The organism is Micromonospora taraxaci (assembly GCF_007830095.1).
Classification (GTDB): domain Bacteria; phylum Actinomycetota; class Actinomycetes; order Mycobacteriales; family Micromonosporaceae; genus Micromonospora; species Micromonospora taraxaci.
The window spans coordinates 2,408,042-2,433,812 of sequence record NZ_VIWZ01000001.1 but is presented as its reverse complement, the minus strand read 5'-3'; the positions used below and the strand labels follow the sequence as shown (position 1 = coordinate 2,433,812).

The following is a 25,771-nucleotide window of genomic DNA, read 5'->3' as shown; positions in this document are numbered from 1 at the left end:
CCCCGACGTGATCACCGAATGGTTGCGCAGAGATTAACCTCGGTGACGGCGGTGCGATGTCCCGCGTGGACGGTGGCGCGAGTGTTCACCGTGCGGTGTCGGCCACCGCCTGGGCGAAGACCTCGGAGCGGTGCTCGAAGTTGCGGAACCGGCCGTAGCTGGGCGCGGCCGGCGACAGCAGCACCACCCCGCCGACCGGGGTCACCTCCCGGGACAGCCGTACCGCATCCACCAGGTCGTCGACCAACTCGGTCCGTACCTTCGGCAGGTTGGCGAGCGCCTCGACGATGCGTACGCCGCTGTCCGGAATACCGATCACGGTCAGCTCCCGCTCGGCCAGGTGCTCGGCCAACGGCGTGTAGTCCAGCCCCCGGTCGTTGCCTCCGACGATCACCGTCAACGGCCGCCCGTCGTACGCGTCGATCGCGTGCATCGCCGCGTACGGGCTGGTGGCGAGGGTGTCGTCGACGAAGGTCAACCCGGACGGGTCGGTGATCTCGGTGAGCCGGTGGGCCAACCCCTGGAACTCGGCGACCGCGATGGCGAGGTGGTCCTTGCCGGCCACCACGTCGACGCCGAGCGCGTCGAGGACGGCGAGCGCGACGCACAGGTTGCCCTCGTTGTGCCGGCCGACCAGCGGGAGCACGGCACGCGGGAAGAGTGGCTGGTCACCGAGGTGGAACCACTGGGTGCCGTCGGCACCGGTGGCGACGTGAGTGGTGTCGGGGCGACCTGCCCGTACCACCGGCAACTCCCCCAACTCGGCGGCGAGCCTCGGGTCGCCACCGTTGACGACGATCGTCTGCGGGTCGTGGGCGAGCAGGTTGAGCTTGTCCCGGTAGTACTCCCGCTCCCCACCGTGCGCGTCCAGGTGTTCGGGGAAGAGCGCGGTGACCACTGCCACCCGTGGCGAGTCGGCGAGATCGCTGCACTGGTAGCTGGACAGCTCCAGCACGTACAGCTCCGCCTCGGGCAGGTCCAGGGTCGGCACCCCGATGTTGCCGCCGAAGACGTTCGGCCGGCCCATCGCGGTGAGCAGGTGACTGATCAGGCTGGAGGTGGTGCTCTTGCCCTTGCTGCCGGTGACCCCGACGGTGCGCGCGGCGTGGTCGGCCATCCACAGCGCGGTGCCCTGGGTCACCATGACCCCGCGTCGACGCAGTTCGACGAGCCACGGGTGGGTCTGGGGCACGCCCGGGGAGCGGACCACCACGTCCGCGGCGGCCAGCCGTTCGAAGCCCGCCTCGCCGGTCACCAGCGGCGCCGCCTCGGCCAGCGGGCCTTCCCAGGGCAACGACAGGAAGTTCGCGCTGTCGTCGACGGCGACCAGGTCGGCCGGGCCGTGGGCGGCGATCGCGGTCACAGCGGCCCGACCTTCCCGCCCGGTGCCCCAGACGGCGACGGTACGTCCGCGCAGGTCAGACAGGCGCACTGGGCTCTCCTCGGGGGTCACGGTGGCGGAAGGGCAGGCCCGGTCCGGACACGGCCGGACGAACCAGGGCCTAGTATGGCGTGTGCCTAACGAGCAGCTACGGCGGATGGACGCCTTCACCTTCCCGTCCTACTCGATCGACTTCGCCACCGGCGAGGTGTTGTTCGACTACGCCCTGACCGGTCCTACCGGTGAGCAGCGGTTCACCGAGGTGATCACCCTTCCGCTGCCGGCGGAGCCACCCTCGGACGAGACCGTGGCGACCCTCGACCGGGTGCTGGAGGTGCTGCACCTCGTCGCCGGCGTCAGCTACTACAAGGCCGCCGCGCCGCCCCGGCTGGTGCTGCCGGCGCCGCTGGGCGCGGCCGTCGTCGACTACGTCACGGCCGTCTACACCAAGGGCCTCGCGGAGTACGCGTACCGCAACCAGCTGCCGCACGTGCTCCAGCTGCGCCCGGAGGTGCCGGCCGGCTCGCCGGAGCCGCCCCGGGTGTACGACGACTCCGACCGTCGCCCTCTCTCGGCGGTCGGCGGCGGCAAGGACTCGATCGTCAGCCTGGAGGCGCTGCGTCGCGCCGAACTGGACCCGGTGCCGTTCTCGGTCAACCCGAACCACGTGATCGTGGCGGTCAACGAGGCGTCCGGGCTGACCCCGCTGGCCGCCCGGCGGCGGATCGACCCGGTGTTGTTCGACCTCAACAAGGCCGGCGCCCTGAACGGGCACATCCCGGTCACGGCGATCAACTCGCTGATCGCGGTGGCCACCGCCGTGCTGCACGGGCTGGGCCCGGTGGTGATGTCCAACGAGCGTTCGGCGTCCGACCCGAACCTGGTCTGGGACGGCCACGAGATCAACCACCAGTGGTCCAAGGGTGTCGAGGCGGAAGGGCTGCTGCGCTCGGCGCTGGCCGAGCACGCCGGCCTGACCGACCCGTACTTCTCGCTGCTGCGGTCACTGTCGGAGCTGCACATCGCCCGGCTGTTCGCCGAGATCACCAGGTACGACGACGTGGTGACCAGTTGCAACGCCGCGTTCAAGCTGCACGACGCGAGCGAGCGCTGGTGCCGCGACTGCCCGAAGTGCCGTTTCGTCTTCCTGGCCATGGCGCCGTTCATGTCGCGGGAGCGGGTCACGCACATCTTCGGCGGTGACCTGCTCGCCGACCCGGAGCAGATCCCCGGCTACCGGGAGCTGCTGGGCGTGGACGGGCACAAGCCGTTCGAGTGCGTGGGCGAGGTCGAGGAGTCGGTGGTGGCTCTCGGTCTGCTCGCCGAGCAGGACCAGTGGCGCGACGCCCCGGTGATCCGCGCCCTGGTGGAGGCGGTCCCCGCGACAGCCTGGTCCGCGGTGGCGACGACGGACGTCTTCACCCCCGGCGGCCCGAACCACATCCCCCCAACCTACGCAAAAACCCTAAACCTCTAACCCCGGCCCGCCCGGCCCCGGTGATCATGAAGTTGTTGCCACTCGCATCGGCGTGTCATGGCAATAACTTCATGATCAACGCCGGGGTGGGAGGGGTCAGGGGGTTCGGACTGCTTCCAGGGCCAGCAGGGCCACGTGCAGGGACAGGCTGGCCTCCACCGAATCCAGGTCGACGTCGAGGATGCGGGCGATGCGGGCCAGGCGTTCGTAGAACGCGGGCCGGGACAGGTGGGCGGCGGCGGCGCCCGCGGTCTTGTTGCGGCCCTGTTCGAGGTACGCGCGCAGGGTGTCGAGCAACTGCTCCCGGGGGTGTCGGGCGTCGTACTCCAACAGCGCGCCGAGTTCACGTTCCACGAAGGTCTGCAGGCGGGGCTCGTCGCGCAGCAGGTGCAGCAGCCCGGCCAGGCCGACGTGCGGGAGACGGAAGATCGGCAGGTCCCGCCGGTCCCGGCGGGCGGCCTCGGCGATCTGCCGTGCCTCGACCAACGAACGTCGGGCCTCCCGCAGGCTCGCCACCCCGGAACCGGCGGCCACGATCACCGCGCCCGCCCCGACACCCCGGGCCGGGTCGGCACCGGATGTCGCCCGGGCCGTGCCGGAGTCGAGGCGTACCCGACGGAGTGTGGTGGCGAACGCGGACAGCGCGCGGTCCTCGGCGGCCGGGTCGGTCAGAGCCAGCAGCACGCCCACCGAGTTGTCGTCGACAGCGCTGGTCAGCGCGGTCAGCTTCGCCTCCCGCAGCGCCTGACCGACCGCCTCGGAGAGGTCCCGCAGCCGGGCCTGACCCGCCTCCGGGCCGTTCTCCCCAACCAGGTCCTCGGCCCGGTGTCGGACCATCACGCCGACCAGGTGCCGACGGTCGAGCACCACACCGAGTGCCTTGGCCCGCAGCGCGACCTCGTCCACCGGCCGGGAGTGGTCGAGCAGCGCGGTGAGCAGGGTGCGGTGGATCTGCCGCTCCAGCCCTTCGGCGTCACGCCGGATCAGCCGACCCAACGCGAGGGTGGACGCGGCCCGTTCGAGGAGGATGGTGAGCCGGGTGGGCGGGCCGGCGGTCGGCTCGCCGGACTGGGCGCTGGGAACGTCGCCGCTGGCCGGCCAGCGCAGCAGCAGCCGCCCCCAGTCCTGACCTCGCGCGCCGACGGCGGTGACCAGCCAGCCGCTGTCCGTGTCGTACGCGGTGCGCCCGGTCAGCGGGATCCGCCGGGAGTGCTGCTCCCAGCCGTCGAGCAGCAGTTCGGCGCTCTCGCCCGCCGGGTCGTACCCGAGCACCTGCCGGGAGAGGTTCTCCAGGACCACCGGGCACCCGGACAGTTCGGCGGCCTGCCGGATGACCTCGGCGGTGTCGGCGCCCTCGACAGACAGGTCGTTGAAGCGCTGGTGGATCTCCTCGGTGGCGCGCAGCTCGGTGAGCTGCGCGTCGACGATCAGCGCGTGCACCGCCTCGGTGATCCGCACGAACGGGGTGGCCCGACGCAGCTCCACCAGGGGAAGCCCGCGCCGCTCGGCGGCGGCGACCATCACCCGGGGCACCCCGGTGAGGTAGCGGCGGCCCAGCTCGACGACGAGTCCGGAGACGCCGACGTCGGCGAGGTCGCCGATGAACGCGCGCAGGCCCGCGTCGTCGCCGGGAAGACCGATGCCCGTGGTGAGCACCAGCTCGCCGCCGCCCAGCAGGGTGGCGATGTCCGGCACCTCGGCGATGTGTATCCACCGGACCGGCCGGTCCAGCCCCGCGTCTCCGGCGACCACGCGCGGCGCGCCGTGGCGGACGGGGTCCAGGGCGAGGACCTCACGGACGGTAGGGAACACGGCCGCCACGCTACCGTCCGTGACGCCGGATCTCGAACAGCGGCCGGCGACGCGCGCCGGGGCGGCGGCGTGGGCCTGCCCCGGCCTGGCGGCGTGGTAGGACGGACTCAGTCGACGCCGAACTCCATGGCGGCGCGGTCGAGCGCCTCGTCCTCGGCGGAGGCGACACCCCGGGAGGCGATGGCTTCCGCTCCGCCCTCCGGCATCGCGCCGATCAGCCCGGTCGAGGCCGCCTGCGCGGCGCCGATCACCCGCTGCGGGGCCGCGCCGCCGACCATGCCCAGGGAGGCGTACTGCTCCAGCTTCGCCCGCGAGTCGGCGATGTCCAGGTTGCGCATGGTGAGCTGGCCGATCCGGTCCGACGGGCCGAACGCCGAGTCCTCGGTGCGCTCCATGGACAGCTTGTCGGGGTGGTAACTGAACGCGGGACCGGTGGTGTCGAGGATCGAGTAGTCCTCACCCCGGCGCAGCCGCATCGTCACCTCGCCGGTGACGGCGGTGCCGACCCAGCGCTGCAGCGACTCGCGCAGCATCAGCGCCTGCGGGTCCAGCCAGCGGCCCTCGTACATGAGTCGGCCGAGACGGCGACCCTCGTTGTGGTAGTTGGCCAGGGTGTCCTCGTTGTGGATGGCGTTGACCAGCCGCTCGTACGCGTAGTGCAGCAGCGCCATGCCGGGCGCCTCGTAGATGCCCCGGCTCTTGGCCTCGATGATCCGGTTCTCGATCTGGTCGGACATGCCCAGGCCGTGCCGGCCGCCGATGGCGTTGGCCTCCAGCACCAGGTCGACGGCGCTGCCGAACTCCTTGCCGTTGATCGTCACCGGGCGGCCCTGGTCGAAGCCGACGGTGACGTCCTCGGTCGGGATCTCCACCGACGGGTCCCAGAAGCGGACTCCCATGATCGGGTTGACCGTCTCGATGCCGGTGTCGAGGTGCTCCAGGGTCTTCGCCTCGTGCGTGGCGCCCCAGATGTTGGCGTCGGTGGAGTAGGCCTTCTCGGTGCTGTCCCGGTAGGGCAGGCCGCGCTCCTGCAGCCACTCCGACATCTCCTTACGCCCACCCAGCTCGGTGACGAAGGCGGTGTCGAGCCACGGCTTGTAGATCCGCAGCATCGGGTTGGCCAGCAGGCCGTACCGGTAGAACCGCTCGATGTCGTTGCCCTTGAACGTCGAGCCGTCGCCCCAGATCTGGACGTCGTCGGAGATCATCGCCCGCACCAGCAGCGTCCCGGTGACGGCCCGGCCCAGCGGGGTCGTGTTGAAGTACGCCCGCCCGCCGGAACGGATGTGGAACGCGCCGCAGGTCAGCGCGGCGAGGCCCTCCTCGACCAGGGCGGCGCGGCAGTCGACCAGGCGGCCCAACTCGGCGCCGTAGCTGAGCGCGCGACCGGGCACCGAGGCGATGTCGGGCTCGTCGTACTGGCCGATGTCGGCGGTGTAGGCGCAGGGAATCGCGCCCTTGTCGCGCATCCACGCGACAGCTACAGAGGTGTCGAGGCCGCCGGAGAAGGCGATGCCGACACGTTCGCCGGTGGGCAGGGAGGTGAGAACCTTGGACACGGGGAAAATTATGCAATAGAACGTATGGCCATGCAAGTCGAAGCGGTTACTCGCTGTCGCTCGGCGGGTCGTCGCGGCCCAGCTCCCAGAACGCCACCGCCGCCGCGGCGGCCACGTTCAACGAGTCGACCCCACGTCGCATCGGGAGGACCACCCGCACGTCGCTGGCCGACTGGGCCGCCGCCGTGAGGCCGGGGCCCTCCGCACCGAGCAGCAACGCCGCCCGCTCGCGCTGCGCCGGGGTCAACCGCTGCATGGGTACGGCATCCGGCGCGGGCGTCATGGCGAGCACTGTGAAGCCCGCGTCCCGTACCTGGTCCAGGCCCGCCGGCCAGCGATCGAGCTTGGCGTACGGCACCGCGAACACCTCCCCCATGCTGACCCGAACACTGCGCCGGTACAGCGGGTCGGCGCAGGTCGGCGACAGCAGCACCGCGTCGATGCCGAGCGCGGCGGCACCCCGGAAGATCGCCCCGAGGTTGGTGTGGTTGTTGACGTCCTCCAGGATCACGATCCGGCGCGCGGCGGCGAGCACCTCGGCCGCCGTCGGCAGCGACCGGCGGTGGAACGACGCCAACACCCCACGGTGTACGTGGAAACCGGTGGCCTGTTGCAACACGTCAGGCGTCGCGGCGTAGACCGGCGCCTCACCGGTGTCCAGGTCGGCGAGCTGGTCGACCCGCTTGGCGTCGACGAGGTACGACCGGGCCGGGTAGCCGGCGCGCAGCGCCCGGCGCAGCACCAGCTCCCCCTCGGCGATGAACAGTCCGTGCGGCGGTTCCCAGCGGGTGCGCAGCTCGACGTCGGTGAGCGCTCGGTAGTCGGCGATCCGGTCGTCGTCAGGGTCGGTGATCTGGTGGACGGTCACCCGACGATTCTGCCGGACGGCGAGCCTCCCACTCCGACGCCTGCCAGGCGGGGTGTTTTGTCCGGAGACGAAGGGGAATGACCGGGACAGCAGGGATCCGACGGGAAGGACCAGCCAGGTGAGCACGGACCACACGGCACCGCACCAAGCGGGCGCTCTGCCCCGGCACCCGACCGTCGCCGACCACATCGTGTCACGACTGTTCAGCTGGGGTGTGCATCGCTACTTCGGCTACCCCGGCGACGGCATCAACGGCATGACCTCCGCGCTGCAACGCACCAACGAGCGCGCCCAGTTCATCCAGGTACGCCACGAGGAGACCGCCGGCTTCGCCGCGTCCGCGCACGTCAAGTACGGCGGCGGGCCGCTGGGCTGCGCCCTGGTCACCAGCGGACCCGGTGCCATCCACCTGCTCAACGGCCTGTACGACGCGAAGCTCGACCACCAGCCGGTGGTCGCCCTGGTCGGGCACACCGCGACCACCGCCGAAGGTGGCGGCTACTACCAGGAGGTCGACCTGCTCGCCCTCTACAAGGACGTGGCGGCGGCCTTCCTGGCCCAGCTCGACCACCCCGCGCAGGTCCGGCACCTGGTCGACCGCGCGTGCCGCACGGCGCTGGCCCGACGTACCGTCACCGCCCTCGTCCTCCCCCTGGACATCCAGGACGAGCCGGCAGTAGTGGACCCGCCGCACGCGCACGGCTACTACCAGACCAGCAACGCGCCGAGCAGCACGCCGACAGTGCCGCCGGAGGCGGACGTACGCCGAGCCGCCGAGGTGCTGCGCGGCGGGCAGCGGGTCGCGATGCTGGTCGGGCAGGGCGCGCTCGGCGCGCGTGACGAGGTCCGCGAGATCGCCGACCGGCTCGGCGCCGGCGTGGCCACCGCCCTGCTCGGCTTCACCGCCGTCGACCACCGCGAGCCGTGGGTGACCGGCGCGATCGGGCTGCTCGGCACCCGACCGAGCTGGCAGCTCATGACCGGGTGCGACCGGCTGCTGATCGTGGGCAGCAACATGCCGTACTCGGAGTTCTACCCGCCACCCGGACAGGCCCGTGCGGTGCAGATCGACCTGGACGGCACCCAACTCGGGCTGCGGTACCCGACCGAGGTGAACCTGACCGGCGACGCCCGCCCCACTGTGCGGGCGCTGCTGGACGAGCTGGGCCCCGGCCCCGCGCCGACCGCCTGGCGGGCGGAGATCGCCGAGGCGACCTCGGCCTGGCGTCGGGTGCAACGCGACCTGGCCGAGCAGGCCGCCGACCCGGTGAACCCGCAGTTGCTCTTCCACACCCTCAACGAACGACTGCCCGACGATGTGCTGCTCGCCGTCGACTGCGGCACCACCACCGCCTGGTACGCCCGGCACATCCAGGTCCGCCCCGGGATGCTGGCCAGCCTGTCCGGCACGCTGCTGTCCATGGGCGGTGCCATGCCGTACGCGCTGAGCGCCAAGTTCGCCCACCCGGACCGGCCGCTGGTCGCGCTGATCGGCGACGGTGCCATGCAGATGAACGGTGTCAACGAGCTGATCACCGTGGCCAAGTACTGGCGTAGCTGGGCCGATCCCCGGTTCGTGGTGCTGGTGCTCAACAACCGGGACCTGGCGTTCGTCAGCTGGGAACAGCGCTCCACCGAGGGGACGCCGATGTTCCCGGACAGCCAACAGCTGCCGGACATCGCCTACCACCAGTGGGCGGAGGTGCTCGGGCTGCGCGGCGAGCTGGTCGACTCACCGGAGCAGCTGCCCAGCGTGTGGGACCGGGCGCTGTCCGCCGACCGGCCGGTGGTGATCAACGCCCTGGTCGACCCGGCCGAGTTGATGCTCCCGCCGCACTTCACCGCCGAGCAGGCCCGCAAGACCGCGGCGGCGGTGCTGCGGGGCGACACCGACTGGGCCGGAATCGTCCGCCGCGGCCTACCGGCCACCCTGGCCAGCTACCGCCCCCGCCGCCGCCGCGACCGCTGACCCCCGGGTGGGGTCAGCCTCGGCGGTTCAGCCAGCGTTCCAGCGGCGACAGGCGGTCCTCGTTCTGGTTCTGCGGGGTCTGCGGGACAGCCGGGCGCTCGACCGGGCGGCGGGGATCGCCAGCGAGCTCCTTGCTGGGCGCTGCGAACGCCTTCTCCGGCTGGCCCTTGACGGCGGTGGCGATGACCCGGGCGACCGCGTCGATCACCTTGGTCTGCACCGCGGAACCCACCGAGTCGGCCGGGTCGTCCGGGTTGGCGGCGATGCCGGCCACCGCGACCTGCGGGGTGAAACCGACGAACGTCTCGGTGGAGTTCTGCTCCGAGCTGCCCGTCTTACCCGCCACCGGCCGGCCGTCGAGGATGCCGTTCACACCGGTCGCGGTGCCACCGTTGCACTGCCCGAACGCGGACTGCTGACCCACCGGGCAGCGAGCGGCATCGGTCGCGGCACGGGCCACGTCGGGGTCGAGGACCCGCTTGCAGGACGGCTGACCGACCGGCACCTTCGCACCGCTCGCGTCGGTCACCGAGACCACCGGCACCGGCGTGCAGTAGGTGCCCTCGGCAGCCACCGTGGCGTACGCGTTGGCCAGGTCCAGCGGGGTGGTGGCGGCCACGCCGAGGGTGAACGAACCCCAGTTCGCGGCGTTGTTCTTAGCGAAGGCCGCGTCCGAGTCGGCGCGGAAGGTGATGCCCAGCCGCTGCGCCATCTCGACCACCTTGTCCTGGCCGACCTGCTCGGCCAACCAGACGAAGTAGGTGTTCACCGAGCGGCCGAAGCCGTCCCACATCATCCGGTACCCGTCCATCCAGTCCGGGTTGGCGTTCGCCGGGCACCAGCGGCCGTCGCAACTGCCCGGCCCCTCGGCGGCGTACCGGGTGGGCAGCTTGGCCGGCGCGTCGAAGCCGGTGGAGAGGGTACGGCCCGACTCCAACGCGGCGAGCATGGTGAACATCTTGAACGTCGAACCCGCCTGGTACCCGTCGACGCTGGCCCCGCCGGAGATCAACGGGTTGACGGTGTTCGGGTGGTTCGCCTGCCCGGCCGGGTTGTCGGCCAGGCTGTAGTGCCGGTTGACCGCCATCGCCAGCACCTGCCCGGTGCCCGGCTGGACCGCCGCGATCGGCAGGGCGCGCTTGTTGTCGTACCCGTAGACCTTGGTGGCCTGCTGCTGCGCGGTGGCCTGGATCTTCGGGTCCAGCGTGGTGACCACTGTGTAGCCGCCCGAGCGCAGGGCCTGTTCGCGCTCTGCGACGGTGGCACCGAACGCCGGCTGGCTCCGCCACCACTGACGCAGGTAGTCGCAGAAGAATCCCCAGTCGTCGTGGCCCTGGGAGACAGCGGTGCAGCCGTTGGGCTGGGCGGTCGGGTGCAGGGTCAGCGGCTCCGCCTTGGCCTGGGCGGCCTGCGCCGCGGTGATCGCGTTGGTGGCGACCATCGAGTCCAGCACGTACGACCGGCGGGCCAGCGCCTCGTTCTTGTCCCCGTCGATCGGGCTGTACGCGTCCGGGGACTGCACCAGGCCGGCGAGCAGGGCCGACTCGGCGAGGGTCAGCTGTGCCGGCGGTTTGCCGAAGTACCGCTGGCTGGCCGCCGCGATCCCGTACGCGCCGGAGCCGAAGTAGGCGATGTTCAGGTACCGGTCGAGGATCTCGTCCTTGCCGAGGCTCTTGTCCAGCGCACTCGCGTACTTGATCTCCTGGATCTTGCGGCCCACTGTGGGGTCGGTGGCGGCGGCGCGCTCCTCGGCGGTGCGGGTGGGGTCGGTCTTGAGCACGTTGCGGACGTACTGCATGGTCAGCGTCGAGCCACCCTGCTCGGTGCCGCCGCCCTTGACGTTGGCCACCAGCGCCCGGGCGAGGCCGCGCAGGTCAGCGCCACCGTGGTCGTAGAAGCGCCGGTCCTCGGCCGCCACGATCGCCTGCCGCATCACCGGGGCGATCTCCGACAGGGGGACGTCGGTACGGTTCACGTCGTAGAACGTGGTGATCAGCGTCTTGCCGTCGTTGGCGTAGAGGTACGAGCGCTGCGGGGTGGCCGGGGTCTTCAGTGAGGCCGGCAACGCGGCGTACGACCCGAGGGCGGCGCGGGCGCTGAGCCCGAGCAGCAGGTTGCCCGGGAGCGCGGCGACTGCCAGGACAAGCCCGGCCAGCACGCCGGCGAACAGCACGGTGAACAGCCGCGACAGCGGCGAGCGGGAGGCGGCCATGCTCCCCAGGATTGCCACAAAAAACGCCAACCGGCCAGCCCCGCAGCAGGATTGTCAGCAACTTCACGGCCCCCCACCAGCCAACCCCCACCCTCCTACCTCGGTGATCATGAAGTTATCGCCGCGACACGCCGCCGTGGAGGGCAATAACTTCATGATCAACCGGGAAAGAGTGGTCAAGGGGCTGGGGTGCTCAGGCTGGCGCTGGCGGCGTCTCGTGCGGTTTCACGGGGCATCAGGCGGCCGGAGCGGTAGCCGATGCCGATGCCGGCGATCAGCACGAAGATCGCGCCGAACGTCTGGAGCGAACCGATCAGGGCGCCACCGAGGCCGAGAAGCGGCGCAGCGATGATCAACATGACGCCGTCGCCGAGGCTGAACGTGCCCGAGCGCGCCACCGCCCACCCGGTGAGGAACCAGCCCACGCTGTAGAAGGTCGCCCCGAGCAGGACCAGCGACCGTGCGGTGGTGCCGAAGACCGGCGTCTGCTCGGCGAGCCCGGCGAAGGGCAGCATCAGCACCGTGCCGGCGATGCTGACCAGCAGCCCGGCGGCGGCCACCCGGCGGCTGCGGGTCGCGGCGAGCAGCCCGGCGAGGGCCAGCAGCGCGAGCAGGCCGAGCCACACCGCGGCCACCCAACCGATCAGGTACACCGCCCGACCGTCGGCCGGATAGGGGTCGTTGCCCACCCCGCCGTCGCTGGCCATCGCCACCGCGCCGTAGAGGATGGCGTACGCGGGCAGCAGCCACACGGCGGCCCGCGCGAACTTCCGCACCGACCAGGCCCAACTGGCGTTCGTGGCCGGAGCGCCAGGGGTCGGCTCGCCAACGAAGGGCAGTACGCCGAAACCGCCACCGGTGCGGCGGGAGCCCAGCGGTGCGATCGGGTCGTGCGCGCCGCGCACCGGGGCCGAGGACCACATCCGCTTCGCCGGATCCTTCATGCGTCACCTCGCTCGTCCACGAGCGGTGCGAGACGCGCCGGGGCGCCCCGATTGCCTGGTCACCACCCGTCCTAGGACCGATCGTGGCAGGCGTCGGAGCGCCCCATGAGCATTTCTCGTATTAACGGTGCATTGCCGGCCTGTGTACCCGGATCAGCCGCGCTCGCGCTGGTCGGCCGGGTCCTCGACCAGACTCAGCGGAGACACCGGCTCCGGTGCCGGCAGCCCCTGCGGCTTGTTGCCGCCGGTGGCCTGCGCCTCGGCGACGCGTACCTCGTCGTGGATCTGCTGGGCCGCCGCGGCTGCGGCCTGCGCGGCCTCCGCGGCCTCGCGCTCCACCTGGCTCGCGTGGTCCGCGGCCTCCGGCGCGGGAAGATCCCCCACCATCTGGCTCAACCCACCGAGGGCGCCACCCATCCCCTCCAGGGCCTTGGTCAGCTCGGCCGGGACGATCCAGACCTTGTTGGCGCTGCCCTGGGCGATCTGCGGGAGGGCCTGCAGGTACTGGTAGGCGAGCACCTTCTGGCTCGGGTTCGCCTGGTGGATCGCGTCGAAGACCGTGCGGATCGCCTTCGCCTGACCCTCGGCCTGCAGGATGCGGGCCTGCCGGTCACCGTCGGCGCGCAGCACCGCCGACTGCTTCTCACCCTCGGCGGTGAGGATCTGCGACTGCTTGTGCCCCTCGGCGGTCAGGATCGCCGCGCGACGGTCCCGCTCGGCGCGCATCTGCTTCTCCATCGAGTCGCGGATGCTGGCCGGCGGCTCGATCGCCTTGATCTCCACACGGGTCACCTTGATGCCCCAGCGGCCGGTGGTCTCGTCCAGCACACCGGACAGGTGCCGGTTGATCTCGTCGCGGCTGGTCAGCGCCCGCTCCAGGTCCAGCGAACCGATCACGTTACGCAGCGTCGTGACGGTGAGCTGCTCGATGGCCTGCAGGAAGCTGGAGATCTCGTAGGTCGCGCGAACCGAGTCGACCACCTTGAAGTAGAGGACCGTGTCGATCGAGACCACCAGGTTGTCCGAGGTGATCACCGGCTGCGGCGGGAAGCTGACCACCTGCTCCCGCATGTCGACCTTGGTACGAACCGCGTCGATGAACGGCACCAGCAGGTTGAGGCCAGGGCTGAGGGTGCGCTTGTACTTACCGAGCCGTTCCACCACGTCCTGGCGCTGCTGCGGCACGATCCGCACCGCCTTCGCCAGCGTTATCACGGCGATCAACGCCACCGCGATGATCAGCACCCCAATGACTGTCATCCCGTTCACCCTCTCGCTTCCGGCAGCTCGCCGGGGGAAGAAACATCGTCCTGCCACACCAGGGCGGTCGCGCCCCGGACCTTTATCACCCGAACCCGTTGACCGGGGTCGTGAACCTGCGTCGTGTCGTACGACCGGGCGGTCCACAGCTCGCCGTCGATCTTGACGAGACCGTGCTCGGCGTCCACCCGTTCCAGCACCAGTGCCGTGGAGCCCTCGATCGCCTCCACGCCGAACGGCTGCTCGCCGTTGTCCAGCGCGGACCGTTGGTGCCGCCGGATGACCGGCCGGGCCACCACCAGGCTCAACGCCGACACCACAGCGAAGACCAGCGCCTGCACCGCCACCGGCGCGCCCAGAGCGGCGGCCCCGGCGGCGGCGAACGCACCGACCCCGAACATGATCAGGAATAGCGTCGTCGTGAAGATCTCGGCGACCGCCAGCAACACACCCAATACGATCCACACCACCGCGTCCACCCCACGATCGTGACACGCAAATGCACGCGCGGCCTCCCCGCGAAGATCAGTAGGCTCGGCGGGGCCCTCTCTGACCCTGATCCGGGCGCCCGACCGACCCGAGGAGACCCCGTTGCCCCTGCTGCCCGAGACCGCCCGACAGATCGACGACCAGGTCGCCCAGGCACAGCGTGACGGGCACGCCCCGTCGCTGGTGGTGGGCGTCGTCCGCGACGGCACCCTGACGCACCTGGCCACCGCCGGCGAGCACCCCCGCCCGGACGTCGACCTGCAGTACCGGCTTGGCTCGATCAGCAAGACGATGACCGCGACCCTGATCATGCAGCTGCGCGACGCCGGCCGGCTCACCGTCGACGACCCGCTGGAGAAGCACCTACCGGGCACCGGCCTCGGCACGCTAACAGTGCGCCAACTCCTCGGGCACGCCAGCGGCCTTCAGCGCGAACCCGACGGCGACTGGTGGGAGCGGACCGAGGGCGTCGACCTGCCCACCCTGCTCGCCGGGGTCACCGCCCACAAGATCGCCTACCCGCCGCACGCCACGTACCACTACTCCAACCTGGCGTACGGACTGCTCGGCGGCGTGCTCGAAGCGCTCACCGGAACACCCTGGGTCGACCTGCTCGGCCAGCGGATCCTCACTCCGCTGGGCATGGCTCGCACCACGTACGACGCGACCGAGCCGTACGCCCGCGGCTACGTCGTACACCCCTGGCACGACACCCTGCGCGAGGAGCCGCGCACCGACACCGGCGCGATGGCCCCCGCCGGGCAGCTCTGGTCCACGATCGAGGACCTGGGCCGGTGGGCCGCGTTCCTGGCCGACCCCGACCCGTCGGTGCTGGCCGCCGACACACTGACCGAGATGTGCTCCCCCGTCGTCATCAGCGACCACGAGGCCTGGACCCACGGGCACGGCCTCGGCCTGGAGCTGTTCCGGGAGGGCAACCGGGTGTACGTCGGACACGGCGGATCGATGCCCGGCTACGGCGCCTCGCTGGCCGTGCACCGGCCCAGCCGTACCGCCGTGGTCGGCCTGGTCAACGCGTACACCCTGCGCAACGTTCACCTCGGCGCGCTCGGACGACGGCTGCTCACAGTGGTGTTGGACGCCGAACCCGCGCCGGTCGCCCCCTGGCTGCCGGCCACCACCCCGCCGCCCGCCGAACTCGCCGAGCTGACCGGCCGCTGGTGGTGGATGGGCACCACCATCGAGGTGTACGCGGACGCCAACGGCGACCTGCGCGCCGGCCCGGTCGGCGCACCGAACCTCCACTTCGTCGCCGAGGGCCCCGACCGCTGGCGTGGACGGGCTGGTGGACAGGACGGCGAGATCCTCACTGTGCACCGCGACGAGCAGGGCCGGGCGGTCGCGCTGGACGTCGCCACCTTCGTCTACACCCGCACCCCCGACCAGGAGCCCTGAGAGCACGCCGCCCAGCCCACCCTGCGCCCACCCTGCCTCAAGATCCGCACAACATCAGGGATGTTGCTGCCTCCGCACCCGATGAGACAGCAACATCAGGGAAACTGCGCGGATCTTGGGCCGGGGGGCGGGCGGGCGGGGGCGGGGGCGGGGGGTCAGGCTGGCTCGGTGACGAAGTCGATGAGGCGTTCCATGGCGTTGATCAGCGGGGTTTCCACGTCGGCGAAGCTGTTCACCCGGGACAGGATGTGCCGCCACATGTCGGCCGGCTCGGCCACCCCGAGGGCCGCGCAGACCCCCTCCTTCCACGGCCGCCCCGGCGGCACCACCGGCCACGCCGCGATGCCCAGCGCTGCCGGCTTGACCGCCTGCCAGACGTCCACGTAGGGGTGGCCGGTCACCAGCACGTACGGCGAGGTCACCCGGGCCACGATGCGGCTCTCCTTGCTGCCCGGCACCAGGTGGTCGACGAGTACGCCGAGTCGGCGGGTCGGGGCGGGGCCGAAGTCGCGTACGTCGGCGTCGAGGTCGTCGATGCCGTCCAACGGCTCCACGACGACGCCCTCGATGCGCAGGTCGTCGCCCCAGATCCGCTCGACCAGCGCGGCGTCGTGGATGCCCTCCACCCAGATGCGGCTCGACTTGGCGACCTGGGCCCGGACGTTGTCCACCGCCACCGAGCCGGACGCCGTGCGTCGACGGGCCGCCGGCACCGGAGCGCGGGTGGGCCGGCGCAGGGTGACCGGACGACCGTCGAGCAGGAACGCCGCGGGTAGCAACGGGAAGTTGCGCCGTTTGCCGTGCCGGTCCTCCAACACGACCGCGCCGGCTTCGAAGCCGACCACCGCGCCGCAGAACCCCGAGTCGGCGTCCTCGACCACGAGGTCCGGTTCGGCGTCCACCTCGGGGGTGACCTTCCGCCGCCGCCAGTCCCCCGCCAACACGTCTTCGCCGTATCGCCCCGCCATGTCGATCACGCTAACTCCCCGACTTCCACCCCACCTCCCGACACACCGCCCCCAGACTCCCCACCACACCCGGCACCGATGCTGCCCGCACAGCCCCGGCCTCGCCGATCATGGAGTTGTGGTGCTCCACAAACCCGCGCAAGAGCCGGGTATCGCCCACCACAACTCCATGATCGACGCAGACGGGGGGCGGATGGCGGGGCGGGCGGAGTTTGGGGCGGGGGCAGGGAATGGGGTGAAGGGAGCAGTTCGGGGCAGGGCGGGCGGCCGGAGCGGCAGTCGAGACACGGCCGGTGGTGACCACGTACCCTTTCGGCATGTCCACCCCCGCAACGGGCGCGGCCACACTCGCGCCGCGCCGGTCGAGCCGGTTCGTTGCCTGGGTGCGCGCGTGGCGCGCCGGGTTGGTGCCGTACGACGAAGTCGCCGACGCCATCGCCGGCGACGAGGAGCACCTCGTCGCGGACGCCCCGGGCACCTGGACCGACGTCCCGCTGGGCGCCGCGCTGCCCACCCTGGCCAAGCTCTCCCCGGACGAGATCCGCCTGGTGCTGCCCGCGCCGGGCGACCCCCGGGGGTTGCCCGGCCCCGGCGACTTCGCCGGGGCGGCCCTGGTCACCGGGGAAGCGGTGGTGGCCGGCGGGCTGGGGTTGATCCCGGAGGTGCGCTCACACACCTCCGGCTCGGGGGACTGTTTCGAGACGGTGCTGTGGCGGGTGTACCCGCTGCCCGCCAACGCCCCCGCCGCGTCACTCTCGTTGCCCGGCGCCGCCGAGGCGGAGGCCGAGCTGGCCGCCGCGCTCGCCGAGACGACTGCCGCGTTGACCCGCCTCGACGTGGCCCAGTGGCGGCCCGAGCTAGCCGGCGCGCTGGCCGCGCTGCGCCGCCCCGACGGCGCCACCGACCTGCCGCCGGGCTTCGACCCGCGGGCCCGTCGGCTCTTCGCCCGGGCTGCGGTGCTCGACCGGGTGCTCGCGCTGGCCGGGCACGCCGCACCCGGGGGCGCGATCAACAACTACGAGGCCCAGCAGCGCGACGCCGCGCTTCGTCCGCTCACCGCTGCCTGCCGGCAGGCGCTGGTGGCAGCCTGCAACGCCCCACTCCGCCCCTGACCGGTCACCCGCGCCAGCGGTAAGGCCGCGTGCCGGGGCCCTACGCGCCACACCGCCCGCCGCAGGGTGGACGCGCGCGGGTCCGGAACCGCTGCGCCTCGACCGCCGGGATCCGCTGCGCGCCCACCCTCCATGATCGCGCTCGATCATGGAGGTAGTGGCCTCCGGCGCGGACGGTGACCACTACATCCTGGTTGCAGCGCGATCATCGGGGGCAGCGCGCAACGCGACCAGCAGGCAGCAGGCCGCCCGCGCAGGCCGGCCGGTCAGATCTCGTCGAGCAGGTCCGCGACGGAGTTGACGATCCGGGACGGGCGGTACGGGTAGCGCTCCGCCTCGGTACGGCTGCTGATCCCGGTCAGCACCAGGATCGTCTCCAGCCCGGCCTCCAGGCCGCACAGGATGTCGGTGTCCATCCGGTCACCGATCATCGCGGTGCTCTCCGAGTGCGCGTTGATCGTGTTGAGGGCCGAGCGCATCATCATCGGGTTGGGCTTGCCGACGAAGTACGGCTCCACCCCGGTGGCCTTGGAGATCATGGCGGCGACCGAGCCGGCGGCGGGTAGCGCGCCTTCCACGGACGGGCCGGTCACATCGGGGTTGGTGCAGATGAACCGGGCACCGTCGTTGATCAGGCGGACCGCCTTGGTGATCGCCTCGAAGCTGTAGGTACGGGTCTCGCCGAGCACCACGTAGTCCGGGGCGAAGTCGGTGAGCACGTAGCCGACCGCGTGCAGCGCCGTGGTCAGTCCGGCCTCACCGATGACGTACGCGGTGCCGCCCGGCCGCTGGTCGGCGAGGAACTGGCCGGTCGCCAGGGCGGACGACCAGATCGACTCCTCCGGCACGTCCAGCCCCATCCGGCTGAGCCGGGCCGTCAGGTCACGCGGGGTGTAGATGGAGTTGTTGGTCAGCACCAGGAACGGCTTGCCGGAGGCGCGCATCCGGTTGATGAACTCCGGCGCGCCGGGCACCGGCTGGCCCTCGTGCACCAGCACGCCGTCCATGTCGGTCAGCCAACTCTGCACGGGCTTACGGTCATGCATCGGTTCCCCCAGCAGGCGTCGGGCGACGGGTCGGCACACAGCAGACGGTCGGGCAGGTGTCCCACATCGGCAGCTCGCCGAGGCGGCGGCGCAGCTGCGCGCCGTCCGGGTCGGTCCGCTCGGTCACCAGTTCCCGCACCATGGTCACGAAGCGCGGATCGATGCCGGGGGTGTCGGCCCGGACGAAGTCCAGGCCGAGCTGCTTGGCCGTCTCCAGTGCCTCGGTGTCCAGGTCCCACACGACCTCGAGGTGGTCGGAGACGAACCCGATCGGGCTGACCACCACGCCGGTGGTGCCATCCTGCGCGAGGGCGGCCAGATGGTCGTTGATGTCCGGTTCCAGCCACGGCACCTGCGGGGGGCCGGAGCGGCTCTGCCAGACCAGGTCGTACTCCAGGTCCGGTGCGGCGGCAGCGGCGACCAGCCGGGCGGTCTCGTGCAGCTGCGCCTCGTACCGGCCGCCGTGCGGGCCGGCGTTGGCCGCCATCGAGGTGGGGATGGAGTGGGCGGTGAAGACCAGCCGGGTGGTGGCCCGCTTCGCCGGGTCGAGCTGGCCCAGGGCCGCCCGGACCGCGTCGGCGTGTGGCTCGACGAAGCCGGGGTGGTCCCAGAACTGGCGCAGCTTCTCGATCACCGGGGCGTCCGGGCCGACGGCGGCGCGGGCGGCGGCGATGTCCTCCTGGTACTGCCGGCAGGACGAGTAACCGCCGTACGCGCTGGTGACGAAGGCCAGCGCCCGGGTGACCCCGTCGTCGCGCATCTGGGTCACGGTGTCGGCGAGCATCGGGTCCCAGTTCCGGTTGCCCCAGTAGACCGGTAGGTCGACGCCGTGCGCGGCGAAGTCGGCGCGGACCGCCGCCAACAGGTCCCGGCACTGCTGGTTGATCGGGGACACCCCACCGAAGTGCTGGTAGTGCTCGGCGACCTCGGCCAACCGCTCGGGCGGCACGCCTCGGCCGCGGGTCACGTTCTGCAGGAACGGCATCACGTCCTCGGGCCGTTCCGGCCCGCCGAAGGACACCAGCACCACCGCGTCGTACGACATGGGGTCATTCTCGCCCCTGGGCCGGGACGGCCCGGCGACGCCCCCTGCCCGGCCCGCGTGGATCACACGAACGGGACCGGGGGCAGCGCCGGGGATGTCAGGCGCCGATGGCGTGGTAGCCGCCGTCGACGTGCACGATCTCGCCGGTGGTGGCCGGGAACCAGTCGGAGAGCAGCGCCAGGCACGCCTTCGCGGCGGGCTCCTGGTCGGTGAGGCTCCAGCCCAGCGGGGCACGCTCGGTCCAGGCGTCCTCGAACTGGTCGAAGCCGGGGATCGACTTCGCGGCGATGGTGCGCAGCGGCCCGGCGGCGACCAGGTTGCTGCGGATGCCCTGCTTGCCCAGGTGCAGGGCCAGGTACCGGGACGCGGACTCCAGGCCGGCCTTGGCGACGCCCATCCAGTCGTAGACCGGCCAGGCCTTCGTCGCGTCGAAGGTCAGGCCGACCACCGCGCCGCCGGGCGACATCAGCGGCAGCGCCGCCATCGCGAGGGACTTGTACGAGAAGGTGGAGACGTGCAGGGCCGTCGCCACGTCCTCCCACGGCGCGTCGAGGAAGCCGCCGCCGAGGCAGCTCTGCGGGGCGAAACCGATCGAGTGCACGACGCCGTCGAGGCCGTCGACGTGCTCGCGTACCCGGTCGGCGAGGCTGGCCAGGTGCTCGGTGTTGGTGACGTCGACCTCGATCACCGGGGCCGGCTCGGGCAGCCGCTTGGCGATCCGCTCGACCAGGGAGAGCCGACCGAAGCCGGTGAGCACGACCTGCGCACCGTTCTCCTGGGCGAGCTTCGCCACCGAGAAGGCGATCGAGGCGTCGGTGATGACACCGGTGACGAGCAGCCGCTTACCGGCGAGCAGTCCGGACATCCGGGGGTTCCTCCGTACGTAGATGGGGGTCAGTGGCCCATGCCGAGGCCGCCGTCGACCGGGATCACGGCGCCGGAGACGTACCCGGCGCTGTCGGACGCCAGCCAGGTGACCACCCCGGCGACCTCGTCCGGGCTGGCCATCCGACCGGCCGGGATCGACTTGCGGATCTCCGCCTTGCGGTCCTCGGACAGGCCGGACGTCATGTCGGTGTCGATGAAGCCGGGCGCCACCACGTTCGCGGTGATGTTGCGGCTGCCCAGTTCCCGGGTGATCGAGCGGGCCACGCCGACCAGACCGGCCTTGCTGGCGGCGTAGTTGACCTGCCCGGCGCCACCGGCCAGACCGACCACCGACGAGATGAAGATCATACGGCCCCACTTGGCGCGGAGCATCTTGCCAGAGGCGCGCTTGGCGACCCGGAACGCGCCGGTGAGGTTGGTGTCCACCACACCGGTGAACTGCTCCTCGGTCATCCGCAGCAGCAGCGTGTCGGCGGTCATGCCGGCGTTGGCGACCAGCACCTCGACCGGGCCCAGCTCGGCCTCGACGGCGTCGAACGCGGCGTCGATGGAGGCGGCGTCGGTGACGTCGGCGCGTACGCCGAACAGCCCTTCGGGTGCGTCGCCGCTGCGGTGGGTGACCGCCACCCGGTCGCCCTGCTTGGCGAAGGCCTGCGCGATGGCGAGGCCGATCCCCCGGTTGCCCCCGGTCACCAGCACGGTACGGGCCACTGTTCCCCCTTGCTCAGCTGATCTCAGTCGCAGGCGAGCCTAGGCGTTACCCGCAGGTAAGCGCTAACGGGAGCCGTGTCACACCGGGGTACGACACCGGGATCAACCCCTGGTGGCACGCCTGGTGGCGGGGTCGGCCCGTAGCCTCCGGGTGGTGAACCGGCGACCGATCACCGTGGCCCTCGGGGCCCTCCGGCAGACAGTGCTGGGCCGGGACGCCCCGCCCGGTCGACAGCTGCTGGCGCGTTGGCCCGGCCCGGCCCGCTACGCCGCCCCGGTCGGCCTGCTCGCCGCGCTCGGCCTCTTCCTGATCACGCTGACCGTGGAGAGCGACTGGGGCCTGCCGCCGCCGGTCGCGCTGCTGTTCGCGGCGATGACTGTGGCGCCGTTGCTGGTGCTGCCCCGGCGTCCGCTGCTGGCGTGGCGGCTGACGGTGCTGGCCCTGCTGATCTGCACGTTCAACGCGCCGGCCGATCAGGCCTGGCCGTGGACCCCACCGCTGGCGCTCGGGTCGATCGCGGTGCTGGCGGTGGTCGTCGCGCGGGTCGACCGGCCGGTGCTGGCCTGGGTGGTGGCGATCAGCACGGTGCCGGTGTTCACCCTGGTCCACCCCGACAACCGGGTGCCTGTCCTGCTGATGCTCGGCGCGTTCGCGATCGTCGGCGACCTGTTCCGGCGCAACCGGCTGTCCCGGCGCGAGCTGGCCGCGCAGACCGAGCGCAACGAGCGGGAGCAGGAACGCCGGGCGGTGCTGGAGGAACGCACCAGGATCGCCCGGGAGCTGCACGACGTGGTGGCCCACCACATGTCGTTGATCGCGGTGCAGGCGGAGACGGCCCCGTACCGGCTGACGGACGTGCCGGCCCCGACGGCTGCCGAGTTCGTCGCCATCGCCGCCTCGGCCCGCGACGCGCTGACCGACATGCGGCGACTGTTGGGGGTGCTGCGCAGCGAGACGACCGGGCCGGAGACCGCGCCGCAGCCGGACCTGACCGACCTGGGCGCGATGGTCGACGCGGCACGCCGGGCCGGGCTGCCGGTCACCCTGGACGCCGGGCCGGCGGACGACGGGCAGGTGCCCGCGCCGGTCGGGCTGGCCGCGTACCGCATCGTGCAGGAAGGCCTGGCCAACGCGGCCCGACACGCGGCCGGTGCCGCGGTGCGGGTCACCGTCCGCGTCGGTCCTTCCGGCCTGAAGGTACGCGTCGAGAACTCCCCGGCCGACGCCCGGCCGACCGCCGAGGGCGACCCCGGGCACGGCCTGACCGGTATGCGGGAGCGGGCCACCTCACTGGGCGGTACGTTCACCGCCGGGCCGCTGCCCGACGGGGGTTACGCGGTGGCGGCCGAGTTGCCGTACGACGCTGAGGGCGGGGACCGATGATCCGGGTGCTGATCGCCGACGACCAGGCGATGGTCCGACAGGGCTTCGGTGCGCTGCTCGCCGCCCAACCGGACCTGCTGGTGGTGGGGGACGCCGCCGACGGCGCGCAGGCCGTCACCGCGGCCCGCCACCTCGACCCGGACGTGGTGCTGATGGACGTGCGGATGCCAGTCATGGACGGGCTGGCCGCCACCCGCAAGCTGCTCGGTGACCGCTCGGCGCAACGACCCCGGGTGCTCATCCTCACCACCTTCGACCTGGACGACTACGTGTACGAGGCGCTGCGCGCCGGGGCCAGCGGTTTCCTGCTCAAGGACGCTCCGGCGGCCGATCTGGTGCAGGCGGTGCGGGTGGTGGCGGCCGGGGACGCGCTGCTCGCCCCGGCGGTCACCCGCCGGTTGATCGCCGAGTTCGCGGCCCGACCGGAGCGCCGCCGTCCGCGCCCCACCGACCTGGCCGGGCTCACGCCGCGCGAGACCGAGGTGCTGCGGTTGATCGCCCGGGGCCGCAACAACACGGAGATCGCCGCCGACCTGGTGGTGGCCGAGCAGACAGTGAAGACACACGTCGGGCGGATCCTGGCGAAGCTGGGGCTGCGCGACCGCGTCCAGGCGGTGGTGCTGGCGTACGAGACGGGTCTGGTGGCCGCCGGGGAGTAGTCCCGTGGAGCCAGTCCGCAGACGGCTCCCCGGGATGACGACCGAGCGCCGGCCGCCCGCGCACTCTCCCTCCGGACGACATTCCGGAGGGAGAACGTGATGCGACGACGAGGTGCCAGTCGGGTGGCGGTGGCCGCGCTGCTCGGCGTGAACCTGGTGCTGCCGACCCGACCCGAGCCGGTCGCGGCGGCGGGGTTCGTCGAGGCGTACCCCGTCACTGCGGCGGCGATGCGCGCGGCCGGCCCTCCGTACGCGGACTGGGCGGCCGGCGGACGCCGGTTTTTGACGTTCGACACGCGTGGCGACGGCCGCGCGGTCGAGGTGTTCGGCGACCTGGCCGGCGCGGATCGGATCGCGGTGCTGGTGCCGGGGGTGGGGAGCACCCTCGCCGACTTCGACAGGAGGTTGGGCGGGGTGGCTCGCCGCGCGCCGGCGGTGCAGGCCGGGCAGCTGTACCGGGAGCTGCGGGCGACCGAACCGGCGGCGCGGGTGGCGGTGCTGGCCTGGTTGGGTTACGACCCGCCGGACGGGGTGCTGACCGCGGCCGGTGGCGGCAGCGCCCGACGCGGCGCGGCCGGGTTGGTCGTGCTGCTGCGGGAACTGGCCGCTCGACGTCCGGCGGCGACGATCACGCTGGTCGGGCACAGCTACGGGGCGCTGGTGGTGTCGCTGGCGGCGGCCGACGCCCCCGCCCAGGTCACCGACGTGGTCACTCTCGGCGGTGTCGGCGCCGGAGTGCAGCACGCGGACGATCTGCCCGGCCGGCGGCGGTTCTGGGCGGCGGAGGCGCCGAGCGACTGGATCCGCCGGGTGCCGTCGGTGCGACTGCTCGGCCTGGGTTTCGGCCGTCGTCCCGGCGACGAGGCGTTCGGTGCGCGCCCTCTCCCGGTGGGCGGGGTGGCCGGGCACGACGGTTACCTCGCGCCCGGCAGCGCCACGTTGGTCGCGGCGGCGACGGTGGTGCTCGGCGGCTCCGACGCGGTGGTGCTCGGCACCGTCGGCTCCGGCCGCAGCGGGGACGCCCGGTGAGCCGGGACCGTGCCGTCGACGCGTTGCGGGCGTACGCGATCGGCGGGGTGGTGCTGGGGCACTGGCTGGTCACCGGTCTGGTGCTGACCGGTGACGGTGGGCTGCACCAGGCCAGCCCACTGACCGCCCTGCCCGGTCTGTCCCCGGTGACCTGGGTGTTGCAGACGCTCGGGCTGTTCTTCTTCACCGCCGGTTTCGGGTCGACCCGGTCGTTGGCGAGCCATCGGGGACGGGCGGGCGGTTGGCTGGCCCGTCGGCTGCGCCGGCTGCTGCTGCCGACGGTGGCGCTGCTCGGGGTGGGCGCGGCGGTGCTGCTCGCCGCCACCGTCACCGGGACCCCGGACGACATGCTCTCCGTAGCGCTCCGACTCGCTGTCAGTCCACTGTGGTTCCTGGTGCCACTGGTGTTCCTGGTGGCGGTGACCAGCCCACTGCGCGCCGCCGTACGGCGCTGGGGGGTGGCACGGATCGCCGCCCCGGCGGTGGCGGTGGTCGCGGCGGTCGACCTGACCGCGCGCCTGCTACCGGCCGGCACCGACCTGCCACCGGTCACCGTGCTGGCGGCCTGGGCGGTGCCGTACCTGCTGGGGGTGGCGCACGCCGACGGGCGGTTGGGCGGCCGGCGGGTGGCCGGCGCGCTGGCGGCCGGCGGGGCCGCCGCGCTCGGGGCGTTGCTGGCGCTGGGCTATCCGGTGAGCGCGGTCGGGGTGCCCGGGGCCGGGGTGTCCAACCTGAACCCGCCGTCGCTGCTGGCGGTGGCGCTGGCGGTCACCCAGGTCGGGTTGGGTCTGCTTGCTCGGCCGACGCTGGAGCGGCTGCTGACCCGGCCGCTACCGGGCCGAGCGGTGTCCGAGGTGAACCAGCACGCGGTCCGGATCTACCTGTGGCATCAGCCGGTCCTGGTGGCGGTGACCGCGCTCACCGCGCGCGGCGGGCTGACCCTGCCGGGGCTGCACACCGCACCGGACAGCACGGGCTGGGTGCTGGCGCGTTTCGGCTGGCTTCCGCTGCTGGCCGCGGTGCTGGTCACCGTGGTGCGCACAGGACGGCCACGGGCGTCGCGACGACCGGGCGGTGGAGGGGTTGCCGGCCGGTCGGCCGAGTACGCTTCGGCGGCGTCGCCGGTGTACGATCATCGACGTTCCGGCCCGCCCGACTTGCAGGAGGTGATCGCTGTGCGAGATAGCGATCCTCCCAGTCGTGGCCGGGCCGATGGTCAGTCCCGCTGAGCCACGACTCAGTCTGGTGAGCTGACCCCGCTTCGTTCCCGACCACCTCGGTCCACGCCGAGGTGTGTGCCGCGCCGCCCGACTCCGGGCGGTCGCCGGGAGCAGCCCGGTCACGACTTCGTGTGCGCGTCCCCACCCCCTGCGGTCCGCCCCCGCATCGCGGACCGTCCAGCCGCCACCCGGAGCCGTCCATGAGCCGCTACGTCGCCCCGCTGGGCTTCACCCTCGCCGCCGTCTGGGTGGCCGTCGTCTTCGTCCTGGCCGGCGGCGGTCACTGACCCGCTCGGCACTCGTTCCGGTCGTCCACCCCCGG

22 protein-coding genes are annotated in these 25,771 nt (G+C 72.3%); 9 read left to right on the top strand and 13 right to left on the bottom strand.

The genetic code is table 11. The annotated features are described in order from the left end of the window. Positions 1–85: 85 nt before the first annotated feature. Positions 86–1,432 carry a UDP-N-acetylmuramoyl-L-alanine--D-glutamate ligase gene (gene murD / locus FHU34_RS11450; RefSeq protein WP_145779934.1) on the bottom strand — a complete coding sequence of 449 codons (1,347 nt, stop codon included), beginning with the start codon at positions 1,430–1,432 and terminating at the stop codon, positions 86–88. A gap of 82 nt (positions 1,433–1,514) precedes the next feature. On the opposite strand from murD, the gene FHU34_RS11445 reads away from it, so the two are divergent. Next, positions 1,515–2,858, top strand: coding sequence for a MurL-like N-terminal domain-containing (locus tag FHU34_RS11445; RefSeq protein ID WP_145779933.1), 1,344 nt, complete (start codon positions 1,515–1,517; stop codon positions 2,856–2,858). Between the two features lie 96 nt (positions 2,859–2,954). On the opposite strand, the gene FHU34_RS11440 is transcribed toward FHU34_RS11445, so the two are convergent. From FHU34_RS11440 to FHU34_RS11430, 3 genes are all read right to left on the bottom strand, one after another. Continuing rightward, the gene (locus FHU34_RS11440) at positions 2,955–4,670 is read right to left on the bottom strand and encodes a PucR family transcriptional regulator (RefSeq protein ID WP_450011817.1); all 1,716 of its coding nucleotides are present in this window, start codon (positions 4,668–4,670) and stop codon (positions 2,955–2,957) included. A gap of 107 nt (positions 4,671–4,777) precedes the next feature. Next, the gene (argG, locus tag FHU34_RS11435; protein ID WP_145779931.1) at positions 4,778–6,229 is read right to left on the bottom strand and encodes an argininosuccinate synthase; all 1,452 of its coding nucleotides are present in this window, start codon (positions 6,227–6,229) and stop codon (positions 4,778–4,780) included. A 46-nt stretch (positions 6,230–6,275) separates the two neighbouring features. Then, entirely contained in the window at positions 6,276–7,097 is an 822-nt protein-coding gene (locus FHU34_RS11430) for a TrmH family RNA methyltransferase (protein WP_145779930.1), read from the bottom strand. Positions 7,098–7,215: 118 nt separating this feature from the next. Between FHU34_RS11430 and FHU34_RS11425 the strand changes: the two genes are divergently transcribed. Then, positions 7,216–9,066 (top strand): thiamine pyrophosphate-requiring protein, encoded by a 1,851-nt coding sequence (locus FHU34_RS11425; RefSeq protein ID WP_145779929.1) that lies wholly within the window; start codon positions 7,216–7,218, stop codon positions 9,064–9,066. A gap of 13 nt (positions 9,067–9,079) precedes the next feature. Here the strand turns inward: FHU34_RS11425 and FHU34_RS11420 are convergent, their stop codons facing one another. The 4 genes from FHU34_RS11420 to FHU34_RS11405 form a co-directional block, all read right to left on the bottom strand. Beyond that, positions 9,080–11,278: a transglycosylase domain-containing protein gene (locus FHU34_RS11420; protein ID WP_244311615.1), complete on the bottom strand. Its 2,199-nt coding sequence runs from the start codon at positions 11,276–11,278 to the stop codon at positions 9,080–9,082. A 176-nt stretch (positions 11,279–11,454) separates the two neighbouring features. Continuing rightward, complete coding sequence (locus FHU34_RS11415; RefSeq protein WP_145779927.1) at positions 11,455–12,222, bottom strand: hypothetical protein; 768 nt, start codon at positions 12,220–12,222, stop codon at positions 11,455–11,457. A gap of 153 nt (positions 12,223–12,375) precedes the next feature. Further along, positions 12,376–13,482, bottom strand: coding sequence for an SPFH domain-containing protein (locus tag FHU34_RS11410; RefSeq protein WP_145779926.1), 1,107 nt, complete (start codon positions 13,480–13,482; stop codon positions 12,376–12,378). A 5-nt stretch (positions 13,483–13,487) separates the two neighbouring features. Continuing rightward, positions 13,488–13,961 carry an NfeD family protein gene (locus tag FHU34_RS11405; protein ID WP_145779925.1) on the bottom strand — a complete coding sequence of 158 codons (474 nt, stop codon included), beginning with the start codon at positions 13,959–13,961 and terminating at the stop codon, positions 13,488–13,490. Positions 13,962–14,073: 112 nt separating this feature from the next. Here FHU34_RS11405 and FHU34_RS11400 point away from each other — a divergent pair, with 112 nt between their 5' ends. After that, positions 14,074–15,387 carry a serine hydrolase domain-containing protein gene (locus tag FHU34_RS11400; RefSeq protein WP_145779924.1) on the top strand — a complete coding sequence of 438 codons (1,314 nt, stop codon included), beginning with the start codon at positions 14,074–14,076 and terminating at the stop codon, positions 15,385–15,387. Positions 15,388–15,542: 155 nt separating this feature from the next. Here the strand turns inward: FHU34_RS11400 and FHU34_RS11395 are convergent, their stop codons facing one another. Further along, positions 15,543–16,355, bottom strand: coding sequence for a DUF3097 domain-containing protein (locus FHU34_RS11395; RefSeq protein WP_145779923.1), 813 nt, complete (start codon positions 16,353–16,355; stop codon positions 15,543–15,545). Positions 16,356–16,672: 317 nt separating this feature from the next. Between FHU34_RS11395 and FHU34_RS11390 the strand changes: the two genes are divergently transcribed. Beyond that, positions 16,673–17,467, top strand: a complete 795-nt coding sequence (locus FHU34_RS11390; protein WP_145779922.1) for a hypothetical protein — start codon at positions 16,673–16,675, stop codon at positions 17,465–17,467. A gap of 266 nt (positions 17,468–17,733) precedes the next feature. Here the strand turns inward: FHU34_RS11390 and FHU34_RS11385 are convergent, their stop codons facing one another. From FHU34_RS11385 to fabG, 4 genes are all read right to left on the bottom strand, one after another. Then, positions 17,734–18,513, bottom strand: a complete 780-nt coding sequence (locus tag FHU34_RS11385) for an HAD-IIA family hydrolase (RefSeq protein ID WP_088988620.1) — start codon at positions 18,511–18,513, stop codon at positions 17,734–17,736. After that, positions 18,506–19,558: a ferrochelatase gene (locus tag FHU34_RS11380; RefSeq protein ID WP_145779921.1), complete on the bottom strand. Its 1,053-nt coding sequence runs from the start codon at positions 19,556–19,558 to the stop codon at positions 18,506–18,508. Before FHU34_RS11380 ends, FHU34_RS11385 begins: the two co-directional genes overlap by 8 nt. 97 nt (positions 19,559–19,655) lie before the next feature. After that, positions 19,656–20,423, bottom strand: coding sequence for an enoyl-ACP reductase FabI (gene fabI / locus FHU34_RS11375; protein WP_088988618.1), 768 nt, complete (start codon positions 20,421–20,423; stop codon positions 19,656–19,658). Between the two features lie 29 nt (positions 20,424–20,452). Then, a complete protein-coding gene (fabG, locus tag FHU34_RS11370) occupies positions 20,453–21,157 on the bottom strand; it encodes a 3-oxoacyl-ACP reductase FabG (RefSeq protein WP_145779920.1) in 705 nt (234 codons plus the stop codon). Positions 21,158–21,311: 154 nt separating this feature from the next. Here fabG and FHU34_RS11365 point away from each other — a divergent pair, with 154 nt between their 5' ends. From FHU34_RS11365 to FHU34_RS32940, 5 genes are all read left to right on the top strand, one after another. Continuing rightward, positions 21,312–22,541, top strand: coding sequence for a sensor histidine kinase (locus tag FHU34_RS11365; protein ID WP_145779919.1), 1,230 nt, complete (start codon positions 21,312–21,314; stop codon positions 22,539–22,541). After that, a complete protein-coding gene (locus tag FHU34_RS11360) occupies positions 22,538–23,200 on the top strand; it encodes a response regulator (protein WP_145779918.1) in 663 nt (220 codons plus the stop codon). Before FHU34_RS11365 ends, FHU34_RS11360 begins: the two co-directional genes overlap by 4 nt. 99 nt (positions 23,201–23,299) lie before the next feature. After that, positions 23,300–24,229, top strand: a complete 930-nt coding sequence (locus FHU34_RS11355; RefSeq protein ID WP_145779917.1) for an alpha/beta hydrolase — start codon at positions 23,300–23,302, stop codon at positions 24,227–24,229. After that, positions 24,226–25,458, top strand: coding sequence for an acyltransferase family protein (locus tag FHU34_RS11350; protein ID WP_145779916.1), 1,233 nt, complete (start codon positions 24,226–24,228; stop codon positions 25,456–25,458). The genes FHU34_RS11355 and FHU34_RS11350 overlap by 4 nt, the downstream gene beginning before the upstream one ends. A 122-nt stretch (positions 25,459–25,580) precedes the next feature. After that, positions 25,581–25,736 (top strand): hypothetical protein, encoded by a 156-nt coding sequence (locus tag FHU34_RS32940; RefSeq protein WP_167524799.1) that lies wholly within the window; start codon positions 25,581–25,583, stop codon positions 25,734–25,736. The last annotated feature ends 35 nt before the right edge of the window (positions 25,737–25,771 follow it).